A 12,894-nucleotide genomic window follows, 5' to 3' on the forward strand; every position below is an offset into this window, starting at 1 on the left:
GAATTGAATCAGCGGAAACTTTGGAGGAGATAGGTGCATGCCGGGGCACCTTCAGCCCGGCTGCAGGCGCGCTCGACGCGGCCGCCGGGGAGGGCGACCTGGAGGACGCGGGCTTCGATGGCGCAGATTTCGGGGTGTTCGCTGGCGAGTTCGATGAAGGGGCAATGGCGCAGCGTGAGGCGCCATTTGCTGCCGGGGACCGTCTCGAGGACGGGGTAGTAGCCGAGCTGGTCGAGGGCCCTGGCGAGCTGCTCGACACGGCCGGCCGGGGTGGGGGCATCGAACGCCTCGGCGGCCTGCTGGAGGCGGGCTTCGACGAGGGCGCGGAAGAGGGGCCGGCGGATGGCGGGGTCGCGCTCGGCGGCTTCGAGGAGCCAGTGGGCGATGCGGGCGTAGCCCTGCGGGAAGAGCGACTCGGCGCGGGGCGTGAGGGCGTAGCGGTTGCGCGGGCGGCCCGGGCCCTCGGGCCGCCGGGTGATGGTCACGAGCCCGAGCTTCGCCAGCCCCGCGAGGTGCGCGCGGACAGCAGGGACCGAGAGGTAGGCGACGGCGGAAAGCGCCTCGGCGTCGGATTCGCCGAGCTGCTTGAGGCCGAGGAGGAGCAGCCGCCGGGCCGGGGGGAGGAGTTCGAGCTGCGGGGTGAGCGTTTCAGGCATCGAAGGAATCGATTGGAGGGTAAGGGAAAACCCTGAAGGCCGGGCAGGGCCGAACGGCCCCGGCGGAGAGGGCCGGCCGGCGGTCGGGAGCGATGGGGGAAGCGTGAAGGAGCGACCGCCGGCCGGCTGCTGGAGGGGCGCCGGTCAGGCTGCGGCCGCGGCCTGGCGGAATGCGAAGGTTTCGCCGCGCGAGTTGTGGGCGAGGGCGCCGAAACGGGCGATGAAGGCGGCAAGCTCGGCCGTGGTGCCGGCGAGCGACTGCGTTTCGCGCGCGATTTCGGAGACCTGGGCCGCGATTTCCTCGACGCTGGCGGAGACCTGCTGGCTGGCGGCGGCGGATTGCTCGGCGGTGGCCGAGGCGTCGGTGACGGCGTTGCGGACGCGGTCGGCAGCGGCGGTCATCTCGGCGGCGCGGGCGGCAGATTCGCGGGCGAGGCCGGCGACCCGCTCGAGCACGCCAACGAGCGTGCCAACGCTCTGGTCGACGGAAGCGGCGGCTTCGCTGATGCGTTCGATTTCGTCGCGGACGGCGGAGGCGCCCTGGACGATGCGGCCGAGGGCCGCGCCGGCACGCTCGGCGCGGGCAGCGCCTTCTTCGACGTTGGCGATGGAGGCTTCCATGGCGCGGACGGCGCGCTGGGTGCCGCCCTGGACGCCGGCGATGAGCGCGGCGATCTCCTTCGTGGCGACGGCGGTGCGCTCGGCGAGGGAGCGGACGTTTTCGGCGACGACGGCGAAGCCGCGGCCCTGCTCGCCGGCGCGGGCGGCTTCGATGGCGGCGTTGAGGGCGAGGAGGTTCGTCTGGGCGGCGATGTCGTCGATGACCTGCACGATGGCGCCGATCTGGGAGCCCTGCCGGCCGAGGTCTTCGATTTCGCCGGCGGTCTGGCGGACGGTATCGCGGATGGCGCCCATGGCCTCGATGGTCTGCTGGACGGCGGCGGTGCCTTCACGGGCCTCGGCGAGGGAGGCATCGCCGCGCTCGCGGGCCGCGGCGGCGGCGTCCCGGGCGCGTTCGAGGGCGGCGCGGACGGCGTCGGTGGCGCGGACGGCGTCATCGAGGGCCGACGACTGCTCGGCGGCGGCTCGGGCGACGTCGCCGCTGGCGCGGCCGAGGGCGTCGATTTCGCTGTTGAGGGCCGACATCGTGGCCGTCTGCGAGGCGGCGCCGCGGGCGACGTCGGAGACGGCGGAAGCGATTTCTCTGGTGGCCTGGTCGACCTGGGCGATGTTGCTGCCGAGATTCTGGAGCGGCTGGCCGAGGGTGTCGTGGATGTCGACGAGCTTTTCGAGGACGCCTTCGCTGATGAAGGTTTCGACGGCCAGCGAGGCGTCGAGGACGAACGCTTTCACCAGGGCTGCGATGGTCTCGGCCAGCTCGCGGCCTTTCAGTTTCGCTGCGAGGAGCGGGAAGAGGAGGTCGCCGTAGAGGCCGTAGTTGCCCACGTTCCAGCGAGGTTCGATCTGGAGGCGGGCGTGGGCTGCGCCGACCCGGAGGCGGTGTTCGAAGTAGTCCTCGTCGAAGCGTGCGTCGAGGAGCCGGAGGAGGTAGTCGAGCTGGGCAGCTTCGAGGCGGGAGCGGTCGGAGCCGGCCTCGCGGACCTTCCGCTGCCATTCGGGGAAGGCGGAGGAGTGGTCGTAGAAGCGGCGGACGACGTCCTGGGCATGGGGCCGGATGAGATCCGCGGCGCGGCGGATGGCTGCGGCCTCGCGGTCGGTGATGCCGATCCAGCGGAGGCGGAGGGCCTGGTCGGCGCGGTCGATGTGGAGGCGCTGCGTGAGTCGGTCGGACATGGGGGCTGCTTGGCTTCCTGTGGTGGTGTGCCGGCGAGGGGCATCAACCGGCCGTCATCACTGCAGCAATTGCGGGCAGCAATCGGGTATCAGGAGAATCCCTGCCGTGGAGGTAAGGCGAATAACTTCGTGGCAAACCGAGAAAACGATTCGCGGTTTGCGCAGGAAGTTATGCGAACAATCCCGGCGTGAGGGAATTCCCCGATAACAGGCGGTTGCTGAAACGTATCATCCTGCCCGGCGATGGACGGTGATGCGATGCCGCACCTGATCGTCGTGCCGGGCGGCCGGGGCAGTTCCTGGCGGGAGGCGGTCGTCGCGGGCTCGCCGGATGGGGTGCTGCTGGTGGGACGGGACGGGCGGATTGCGGATGCGAACCCGGCGGCGGAGCGGATCTTCGGGACGGCGCCCGGGGGACTGGCCGGCCGGCCGGTTCAGGAGTTCGTCCCCGCCCGGCTGCGCGACCGGCACGCGGCGGAGATGGCGGAGTTCTTCACGACAGCGGTGAGCGCGCGGGGGATGGCGGAGCGGGGGGCCGTGCCGGCAGTGCGGGCGGACGGGCAGGAGTTCATGGCGGAGATTGCGCTCATCCCCGTGACGGTCGAGGGCGCGGGTGCGGTCGCCTGCATCGTGCGGGACGCGACGGAGCGGCTGGAGATGGAAGCCGCGCTGGTGCGCGCGGAGAAGCTGGAAAGCCTGCGGGTGCTCTCCGCGGGGCTGGCGCACGACTTCAACAACATCCTCGCGACGGTGATCGGGAACGCGGAGTTCGGCCTGCAGGTGACGGACGAGGGTTCGCCGGCGCGGCTGGCGCTGCACGACATCCGGGAGGCGGGGCGGCGGGCGGCGGAGATGGTGCAGCAGATGCTGCGATTCGCGGGGCAGGGAGAAACCGCGCGGGAGCCGGTGGAGCTGTCGCTGCTCGCGGGGGAGACGCTCCAGCTGCTGCGGAGCGCGCTCGGGCGCGGGGTTCGGGTGCAGACGCACTTCAGCAGGGTGCCGGTCGTGGTCATCGGCGATGTGGTGGGGATCCGGCAGGTGCTGATGAACCTCGTCATCAACGCGGGCGAGGCGATGCGCGGCAACGGCGTGCTGACGGTCCGGACGGGGCTGCAGGAGGTCACGGAGCGGTACCTCCGGAGCTGCCGGCGCGTCACCTGCCACGGGTGCGGGGCGGCGGTCCCGGGGCCGTACGGCGTCATCGAGGTCGCCGACACCGGGGTCGGGATGGACGCGGCAACCCGGGAGCGGATTTTCGACCCGTATTTCAGCACGAAGTTGGCGGGGCGGGGACTGGGGCTGGCGGCGGTCGCGGGGGTGGTGGGGGCGCACCGGGGGCTGATCCGCGTGACGAGCCGGCCGGGCCGGGGGACGACGTTCCGGGTGCTGCTGCCGGCGGCGACCGACGCGCGGTAGCCAGCAGCACGGATGTTCTGATATCGTGCGCGCGTGGTGCGCTTCCTGCACAGTTCGGACTGGCAGCTGGGGATGACCCGGCACTTCCTCAGCGAGGAGGCGCAGGGGCGGTTCAGCGACGCGCGCATCGAGGCGATCGAGACGCTCGGGCGGATCGCGCGGGAGAAGGATGCGGCGTTCGTGGTCGTCGCAGGTGACGTGTTCGAGACGAACCTCGTGCCGGCGGATGTCGTGCGGCGGGCGCTGGATGCGATGGGCGACGCGGGCGTGCCGTTCTACCTGCTGCCGGGGAACCACGACGCGCGTTCGCCCGGGTCGGTGTACGAATCGGAGCGGTTCACCCGGCGGAAGCCGCGGAACGTGCACGTGCTCGGGCCGGAGCCGTTCGAGGCGGCGCCCGGGGTGTGGCTGGCCGGCGTGCCGTGGCGGAGCAAGCAGGCGCCGGGTGAAGCGGAGTTCTTCGCGGCCGCGCAGGCGCTGGCCGGGAGGCGCGGCGAGCGGGTGCTCGCGGCGCACGGGCAGGTGGAGCTGGCCCCGGAGGCTGCGGTGACGCTGCCGCGGGCGTGGCTGGAGCGGGCAGTGCGGGAGTTCGGCATCGGGTACGCAGCGCTCGGGGACCGGCATTCGCTGACGGACGCAGGCGTCGACGGGCGGGCGTGGTATTCGGGGACGCCGGAGCCGACGGACTATGACGAACTGGAGCCGGGGAAGGCGCTGCTGGCCGCGCTCGAGGGCGGACGCTGCGAGGTGACGCCGGTGCCGGTGGGGCGCTGGCGCTTCATCGAACGGGCGTGGGAGGTGCACGACGAGGCAGAGCTCCGGGCCGCCGCGGAGGAACTCGAGCGGCTGCCGGAGCGCCGGCGGACCGTGCTGCGGCTGCGGGTGCGGGGGACGGGCGGCCCCGAGCTGCGGGCAGCGATCGAGGCCGCCATCGAGGAGCTGGCGCAGTCGTTCGCGGCCGTGGAGCCGTGGGAGCGGTACGCGGACTTCATCGTGCGCGCGGAAGGCGAGGGGTGGGAGGCGCTGGGGCTGGCGGGGTTCAGCGCGCGCGGCGGCTGAGGAGCTCGACCGGCTGGCGAGCGAGGACGGACCCGACGCAGCGGCGGCGGGCGACGCGCTGACGCTCCTCTTCCGGCTGGTGCGGGGTGCGCCGGCATGAAGTACCACCGGGTGCGGGTGCGGCATTTCCGCGGCATCGCCGAGGCGGAGGTCGTGTTTCCCGATGGCCGGCTGCTGGTCATCGAAGGCCCGAACGAGGCGGGGAAAAGCAGCATCGTGGAGGCGATCGGGCTGCTGTTCGAATTCACGGCGGAGTCGAACGCGGAGGAGGTGCGGGCGGTGCGGCCCGAGGGGAGGGACGCCGACCCTGAGGTGGAGCTCGAATTCACCGTCGGCGGGCAGCGCTGCTGCTACCGGAAAGTCTTCGGCCGGCGGGGCGCGACCGAGCTGGAAGTGGGGCTGCCGGGCGGGCGGCGGCTGGCGGGGCGGGAGGCGCACAACGAAGCGAAGCGGCTGCTGGAGGAGGGCGTCGACAGCGGGGTCTTCCGCGCGCTCCGGGTGCTGCAGGGCGAGAGCCTGGCGATGGCGGGCGACCTCGCGGCGAGCGCGTCGCTCCTGCGGGCGCTCGATGGCGGCGCCGGGACGGACCCCGCGGGGGAGAGCCTCTTCGAACGGGCGCAAAAGGAAGTGCAGCGCTACTACACCGGGAACCGCCGGCAGGAAACGGGCGAGCTGCGGCAGGCGCGGGAGGCAGCAAAGGCTGCGAAGGACGACGTGGAGCGGCTCGAGGCGCGGCTGCGTGCGCTGGAAGCGCGGGTGCAGGAGGTCGAAGAGCTGGAGCCGAGGGCGGCCGAACTCCGGCAGGCGATCGGCGAGCTGGAGCGGCGGGCAGGCGAGCTGGCGGGACTGGCTGACGCGCACCGCGACGCGCAGCAGGCGGCCGAGCTGGCGCGAACCGAGGCTGCGACAGCGCGGGAGCGGCAGGAGCGGCTCGAGGACGAGGTGAAGCGGCGGGAGGCCGCGCGGCGGGAGGCGAAGCGGCTCGAGGAGGAGACGCAGACAGCTCGAACCCGGGCTGCGGACCTCCTGGAGTCGGCCGAAGCGGCGCGGACGGCGTTCGCTGATGCGGAGCGAACCGCGGAGGCTGCGAGGGCGCGGGTGCAGGAGTTCGAGGGCGGGGCAGAGCTGGCTGCGAGTGATTACGCGCACCTGCAGGAGGAGCTCCAGCTCGCGCAGATGCAGGACCGGCTGACCGCGTACGACGACGCGGCGGAACGGCGCAGGGCGGCGCAGGCGTTCCTCGCAGGGTGCCGCATCGATGCGGCGCGGCTCAACGGGATCGAAGACGCGGAAGCGGCGCTCGCGCGGACGGAAGCGCAGCTGCGCTCCGTGACGGCGAGGGTGGAAGTGGAGGGCCCGGCGGGCGCAACGGTGTACGTCGACGGGAAGCCGGAGACGCTGGCTGGCGGTCTGCTCCGGTTCGACGCCGCGGAGGAGCTGCGCATCGAGCTGCCGGGCGGCTTCGCGGTGACGGTGCGGCCCTCGCAGAGCCAGGGGCTGCTCGAGCGGCGGCTGCAGGAACAGCGGGAGCAGCTCGACCGGCTGCTGGCCGAAGCGGGCGCCGGGACGGTTGAAGAGGCCCGGGAGCTGGAGCAGCGGCGGCGGGAGGCGGAGCGGGAGGTCGAGGACGCGGCCCGGGTGATGCGGCAGGCGCTCCGCGACCTGCCGAACCGGGCGGACCTCGCCGGGCGGCTGGAGCGAACCCGCCGGCGGGTGGAGGCCTACCGCGCGGCGCACGCCGGGCGGCGGCTGCCGTCGACGCTCGAGGAGGCGCGGCGGGTCAGCGAGGCAGGCAGCGAGCAGCTCGCGGCCGCGCGCGCTCGTGCCCGGGAGGCGGAGCAGGCGCTGCAAGCGGCGCGCGACGCCCTCGGGCGCGCCGAGCGGGAGGCGGCAGCGGCCGGCGAGCGGGCCGCCGCGCTCGAACGTCAGCTCGCGCAGGCGCGCGCCGCGCTGGCGGCGGCGGAGGCGGAACGGCCGACCGCAGCGCTCGACGCTGACCTCGCGGCGGCGCGCGGCGAGGCGGCGTTGGCGGAGGCGAAGCTGGCGGAGGCCGAGCAGCGGCTCAGGGAGCTGGCCGGCGCGGGCGCCGAGGCGGCGGAGGTCGAGCGGCAGCTGGAGGCGGCGAGGAAGGAGCTGCGGAGCATCGAAGACCGGGTGACGGCAGCGCGCGGCGCGCTGAGTCACGAGGGCGAAGGCACGCTGCAGGCAGAGCTGGACGCGGCGCGGAGCCGGCTGGAAGCGGCGGCGGTGCGGCTGGAATCTGTCGAACGGCGGGCGCGAGCGGCGCGGCTGCTGGCTGACACGCTGGCGAGGCACCGCGAGGCGGCGCGGAGGGCGTACGGCCCGCTGCTCGCCGAGCGGCTCGGCGCGCTCGGGCGGCGGGTATTCGGCAACGATTTCGAGGTCGAGCTGGACGACGGGCTCGCGCCGGCACGCCGACGCCTCGGCGGGACGTGGCTCGACGTGCGGCAGCTGAGCGTGGGCGCCCGGGAGCAGCTGGCCGTGCTCCACCGGGCGGCGTGCGCGGCCGCGGCCGGCGACGGCGGGGTGCCGTTCTTCCTCGACGACGCTCTGGGCTGGAGCGACGAAGGGCGGCTGGCGGAGATGGCGCGGGTGCTGGCGGACCTGGCGCGCGACGTGCAGGTCGTCGTGCTCACCTGCCAGCCGGGGCGGTTCGCGGCAGCGGAGGGCGCAGCGGTCGTGCGCATCGATGGGGGGCGGACCGGCCCAGCCGGCGGCCCGAGGGGAAGGCCGGGGCAGGGCGAGCTCTTCCCGGACGGCGCCTGACGGGCCCCGCGGATGCCGACAGCGCTTGCCGTTCCACATGAGACTGCGTATCGTAGCTTTAACTGATACTGACTCTCATGGAGGTGCGGTATGCGCGGGAGACTGGCCCGGTTCGCGGCGGTGCTCGCGGCCGCGGTGCTCGGCGGCGCGCTGCTGGCGGCCTGCGGCGGGGGCGACAACGGCGGAAACGGCGGCCAGCTGCGGGTGGTCGCGACGACGACGCAGATCGGGGCGCTGGCGCGGGAGGTGGCGGGCGACCGGGCGCAGGTGGTGACCCTGCTCCAGGCCGGCGCGGACGCCCACGACTACGAGCCGTCGCCGCAGGACTCGCGGCGGCTGAAGGACGCGCAGCTCGTGCTGAAGAACGGCATCGGGCTGGATGACTGGCTGGACGGCCTCATCAAGAACTCGGGGACGAAGGCGAAGGTCGTGGTGACGACCGAGGGCATCACGCCGCTCGAGGGCGATGACCACGCGCACGGCGACGGGAAGGACGATGGGCACGACCACAGCCACGACGCCGGCGACCCGCACGTGTGGCACGACCCGGAGAACGTGAAGGTGATGGTGCGGAACATCGCGGAGGCGCTGGCGGAGGCCGACAGCGCGAACGCGGCCGAGTACCGGGCGCGGGCGGAGGCGTACGCGGCGAAGCTGGACGAGACGGACCGGGAGATCCGGGCGCTGCTCGACCCGATCCCGGCAGCGAACCGGAAGATCGTGACGAACCACGAGTCGCTGCAGTACTTCGCGCGGCGGTACGACCTGGAGGTCGTCGGCGCGATCATCCCCGGGACAGCGAAGGATGCGCAGCCTTCGGCGCAGGACCTGGCCCGGCTGACCGACCTCATCCGGGCGGAAGGGGTGAAGGCGATTTTCGCCGAGGCGGAGATCGACCCGAAGGTAGCGGAGCAGCTGGCGAAGGACACCGGGGTCAAGGTCGTGACGGGGCTGTATGCTGATTCGCTGGGGCCGGCAGGCAGCGGCGCCGACACGGTGGACGGCATGCTGCTGCACAACGCCCGGCTCATCGCGGAGGCTCTTCGATAGCTGCGCGTCTCGACCCGGCGGCTGGCGATCGCACCCTGTCGCTCGACGGGGTGGCGGTGGCCTACGGCCACAACCTGGCGGTGTGCGACGTGACGGCAGAGGTGCCGCGCGGGTCGATCGTCGGGCTCATCGGGCCGAACGGGAGCGGGAAATCGACGCTGCTGAAAGCGATAGCAGGGTCGGTGCCGCTGTCCGCGGGCAGCATCCGGTTCGGCGGCCAGCCGGCCGGGCGGTTCACGGGACGGATCGCCTACGTCCCGCAGCGGGAAGAGGTGAACTGGGACTTCCCGGTGACGGCGCGCGACGTGGTGGCGATGGGGCGCTACCGGGCGCTCGGGTGGCTGCGGTGGCCGGGGCGCAGGGAGCGGGCGGCGGCGAATGCCGCGCTCGCAGCGCTCGGGCTGGAGGGGATGGGCGACCGGCACATCAGCCAGTTCTCCGGCGGGCAGCAGCAGCGCATCTTCCTCGCGCGGGCGATGGTGCAGGAGCCGGAGCTCGTGCTGCTGGATGAACCGTTCACGGGGGTCGACGTGCGCAACCGCGAGGTGTTCCACGCGCAGATCCGCCGGTTCGCCGAGGCCGGCGTGACGGTGCTGGTGGCGACGCACGACCTCGACGAGGTGCGTGCGACGACGACGCACGTGCTCCTGCTGAACCGGCGGATGGTCGCGTTCGGGCCGACGGCCGCGACGTTCACGCCGGCGAACCTGCGGGCGGCGTTCGGCGGGCAGGTGGCGGTGTTCGAACAGGTGCCGGTCTTCGAGCGCGCGCCATGAGCTGGCTGACGGAACCGCTCCAGTACGGCTTCATGCAGCGGGCGATGCTCGAGGTGCTCATCATCGGCGCGCTCTGCGGGCTGGTGGGGAGCTTCGTGGTGCTGCGGGGGCTGGCGTTCATCGGCGATGCGCTGGCGCATGCGGTGTTTCCGGGGGTCGTGCTCAGCTACCTCGCGGGGCAGAGCATCCTCGTCGGGGCGTTCGGGTTCGGGACGCTGACGGCGCTGGGCATCGGGCTGCTGGCGCGGAGCCGGCGGGTGAGCGAAGACACAGCGATCGGGGTGATTTTTGCGGCGTTTTTCGCGCTCGGGGTCGTCATCCTGAGCCGGCAGGGCGGGTTCCGGCGCGACCTCGGCTCGCTGCTGTTCGGGAACATCCTCGGCGTGTCGATGACGGACGTCTTCGTGACGGCGGTCATCGCGGCGGCGGTGGCGCTCATCGTGGCGGCGCTGCTGAAGGAGTTCACGCTGGCGTCGTTCGACCCGGTGATGGCGCGGACGCTCGGCTACCCGGTCTTCGCGCTGGACCTGCTGCTGCTCCTGCTGGTGGCGGCGACGATCGTGGTGAGTCTGCAGACGGTCGGGAACATCCTCGTGCTGGCGCTGGTGGTGACGCCGCCGGCGACGGCGCGGCTGCTGACGGACCGCCTGCTGCGGATGATGGGGCTGAGCATGCTCACGGCGGTCGCCGCGGGGGTCGCCGGGCTGTACCTCTCGTACCACCTCGGGACGGCGGCGGGCGCGACGATCGTGCTGACCGCGACGGTGCTGTTCCTGCTGGCGCTGGTGTTCGCGCCGAACCACGGGCTGGTGGCGGGGTGGGTGCACCGGCGGCGGGGGCATCACCACGCGCACCACTACCACCCGGCGGGAGAAGAAGAGGCGGCGGCAGACGCGGCGAGCCGGTAGCGAACGGGCCGGGGGCGCGGTAGAGTTCGAGCGCCACTTTTCAGAGGAGTGCCCCTCATGTCCGTTGCAGACCATCCGCATGCAGGCGACCGACAGCTGAGCGACGCCGAAATCATGGAGCTCCGCGAGAAGGTGAAGGCCTTCATGGCGGAGCACATCTACCCGAACGAGCCGTTCTTCCATGCGAACCATCCCCGGCAATCGGCAGCGGGCCGGGAGAAGATGAAAGAACTGCAGGCGATCACGAAGTCGATGGGGATGTGGGCGCCGCACCTCCCGGCGGCGGCGGGCGGCATGGGCATCGGCTTCATGCCGTACGTCTATATGAACGAGATCCTCGGCCGGAGTCCGATTGCGCCGCTGGCGTTCGGCTCGCAGGCGCCGGATTCGGGCAACGCGGAGATTCTCTGGCAGTTCGGCACCAAGGAGCTGCAGGAGAAGTACATGAAGCCGCTCGTGGCCGGCGAAATCTGGTCGTGCTACTCGATGACCGAGCCGGAGGTCTCGGGCGCGGACCCGACGGGGCTGCGGACGACGGCGGTCCGCGACGGCGACGAGTGGGTGATCAACGGCCACAAGTGGTTCACGAGCCAGGCCGAGGGCGCGACGTTCGCCATCGTGATGTGCGCGACGGAACTCGACCAGCCGCCGCACCGGCGGTTCACGCAGATCGTCGTGCCGACCGATACGCCGGGCTTCGAAATCGTGCGGCCGGTGCCGGTGATGGGCGAGGTGGAGGGTTCGCACTGCGAAATCCGGTACACGAACGTGCGGGTGCCGATCACGAACACGCTGGGCGAACCGGGGAGCGGCTTCCGGATTGCGCAGAAGCGGCTCGGTCCGGGGCGCATCCACCACTGCATGCGGTGGCTCGGCCAGATGCAGCGGGCGTTCGAGCTGATGTGCGAGTACTCGCTGAAGCGCGAGGTGTTCGGCTCGACGCTCTCGGAGAAGCAGACGGTCCAGAACTGGATCGCGGACAGCTACGTGGAGATCCAGGCGGCGCGGGCGCTGACGCTCTCGGCGGCGAAGAAGATCGACCAGGGCGATGAGGCGCGGGTGGAGATCTCGGCCATCAAGTTCTTCGGCGCGCAGGTCCTCCACAACGTGATCGACCGGGCGATCCAGGTGCATGGCGCGCTCGGCGTCTCGGGCGATACGCCGCTTGAGTCGATGTACCGGAATGCCCGCGCGGCGCGGATCTACGACGGGCCGGATGAGACGCACCGGATGGTGGTCTCGCGGCGGATCCTGCAGAGCTTCAAGGCCGGGAACGGCTGGGACTTCGGGCTGCAGTAGGCCCGGGGCACACGGTTCGGACGCCGGGGTCCAGGTGCGGGCCCCGGCGTTTCGTTGCAGGGCGCGGGCGAAACGGCCAGACTGGCGGGGCCGGCGCGGCCGGCAGAGGAACGACGGCGGGTAGGGACCGATGGAACTGGATGAACTGCAGGCGCGGCTCGCGCCGTTCGTGCGCGAGAAGCTGGGCGACCCGGGGGCGGCGGTGGAGAACGTGAAGCAGGGGCCGGGGCACGCCGGGTTCTCGTACTTCTTCGATGCGGTGCTTTCGGACGGGGAGCGGCGCGCGTACTTCCTCCGGCTGCCGCCGCCGGGGGTGAAGCTCGAGGGCACAGCCGACCTGATGCGGCAGGTGACGGCGGTGCGGGCGCTGGAGGGCACCGGGGTGCCGCATGCGCCGATTCTGTGGGCGGGGACGGAGCCGGACTGGTTCGGGCTGCCGTACTTCGTCCAGCCGCGGCTGCCGGGCGACACGCTGAAGGACGACTACCCGGAGCGGTTCAGCGATGCGCAGCTGCGCGACATGGCGCGGCAGGCGATGACGGCGCTGGCGGGCATCCACCGGGTCCCGCGGGAGCGGCTGGGCTACCTCGGCGACTTCTGGGGGTACGAGTTCGACATCACGCGGTGGGATCGGTTTTACGAGCGGGCGGCGGAGCAGGAGCTGCTGGCGCTGCAGCCGCGGGTGAAGCAGCTGCTGCTGGAGAAGATTCCCCACGAGGCGCCGATCGGGCTGTACCACGGGGATTTCCAGTGGTCGAACCTGCTCTATTCGCCCGCGGGCGAGCTGCTGGCGGTGATCGACTGGGAGCTGTGCGGCGTGGGGCCGACGCTGAACGACCTCGGGTGGGTGTGCGCGTTCAGCGACCCGGCAGCGTGGGCGCACGACCGGGGCAGCCGGATGCCGCACGCGGACGAACTGGAGGCGTGGTACTGGGAGGCGATGGGCGGGAAGCCCGGCGACATCCGCTGGTTCAAGGCGCTCGCGGTGTACAAGTTCGCCATCATCAGCGGGTTCAACCTGATGCTGCACCGGCGCGGGAAGCGGCACGACCCGCACTGGGAGGAGATCAAGCCCTCGATGCAGGCGAACATGGAGTACGCGCTGCGGATGCTCGGCGGCTGACGCGACAGGGCCTGTCGCGCATGGCG

At 72.3% G+C, this 12,894-nt stretch carries 10 protein-coding genes; 8 read left to right on the top strand and 2 right to left on the bottom strand.

All coding sequences use genetic code 11. The features are described from left to right. Positions 1–8 precede the first annotated feature (8 nt). Positions 9–656, bottom strand: a complete 648-nt coding sequence (locus O0235_RS03265; protein ID WP_270057109.1) for a helix-turn-helix transcriptional regulator — start codon at positions 654–656, stop codon at positions 9–11. A 144-nt stretch (positions 657–800) separates the two neighbouring features. After that, positions 801–2,450 carry a globin-coupled sensor protein gene (locus O0235_RS03270; RefSeq protein WP_270057110.1) on the bottom strand — a complete coding sequence of 550 codons (1,650 nt, stop codon included), beginning with the start codon at positions 2,448–2,450 and terminating at the stop codon, positions 801–803. Between the two features lie 243 nt (positions 2,451–2,693). Between O0235_RS03270 and O0235_RS03275 the strand changes: the two genes are divergently transcribed. From O0235_RS03275 to O0235_RS03310, 8 genes are all read left to right on the top strand, one after another. Further along, positions 2,694–3,866 carry a two-component system sensor histidine kinase NtrB gene (locus O0235_RS03275; RefSeq protein WP_270057111.1) on the top strand — a complete coding sequence of 391 codons (1,173 nt, stop codon included), beginning with the start codon at positions 2,694–2,696 and terminating at the stop codon, positions 3,864–3,866. 33 nt (positions 3,867–3,899) lie between these two features. Beyond that, positions 3,900–4,925, top strand: coding sequence for a metallophosphoesterase family protein (locus O0235_RS03280; protein ID WP_270057112.1), 1,026 nt, complete (start codon positions 3,900–3,902; stop codon positions 4,923–4,925). A gap of 96 nt (positions 4,926–5,021) precedes the next feature. Then, positions 5,022–7,712 carry an AAA family ATPase gene (locus tag O0235_RS03285; protein WP_270057113.1) on the top strand — a complete coding sequence of 897 codons (2,691 nt, stop codon included), beginning with the start codon at positions 5,022–5,024 and terminating at the stop codon, positions 7,710–7,712. 90 nt (positions 7,713–7,802) lie between these two features. Then, positions 7,803–8,762, top strand: coding sequence for a metal ABC transporter substrate-binding protein (locus tag O0235_RS03290; RefSeq protein ID WP_270057114.1), 960 nt, complete (start codon positions 7,803–7,805; stop codon positions 8,760–8,762). Positions 8,763–8,812: 50 nt separating this feature from the next. After that, complete coding sequence (locus O0235_RS03295) at positions 8,813–9,538, top strand: metal ABC transporter ATP-binding protein (RefSeq protein WP_270057115.1); 726 nt, start codon at positions 8,813–8,815, stop codon at positions 9,536–9,538. Further along, positions 9,535–10,446: a metal ABC transporter permease gene (locus tag O0235_RS03300; RefSeq protein WP_270057116.1), complete on the top strand. Its 912-nt coding sequence runs from the start codon at positions 9,535–9,537 to the stop codon at positions 10,444–10,446. Before O0235_RS03295 ends, O0235_RS03300 begins: the two co-directional genes overlap by 4 nt. A gap of 57 nt (positions 10,447–10,503) precedes the next feature. Beyond that, the gene (locus O0235_RS03305; protein ID WP_270057117.1) at positions 10,504–11,745 is read left to right on the top strand and encodes an acyl-CoA dehydrogenase family protein; all 1,242 of its coding nucleotides are present in this window, start codon (positions 10,504–10,506) and stop codon (positions 11,743–11,745) included. A gap of 130 nt (positions 11,746–11,875) precedes the next feature. Further along, complete coding sequence (locus O0235_RS03310) at positions 11,876–12,868, top strand: phosphotransferase family protein (RefSeq protein ID WP_270057118.1); 993 nt, start codon at positions 11,876–11,878, stop codon at positions 12,866–12,868. Positions 12,869–12,894 lie beyond the last annotated feature (26 nt).

Source organism: Tepidiforma flava, assembly GCF_027594505.1.
In the GTDB taxonomy this organism is placed as follows: domain Bacteria; phylum Chloroflexota; class Dehalococcoidia; order Tepidiformales; family Tepidiformaceae; genus Tepidiforma; species Tepidiforma flava.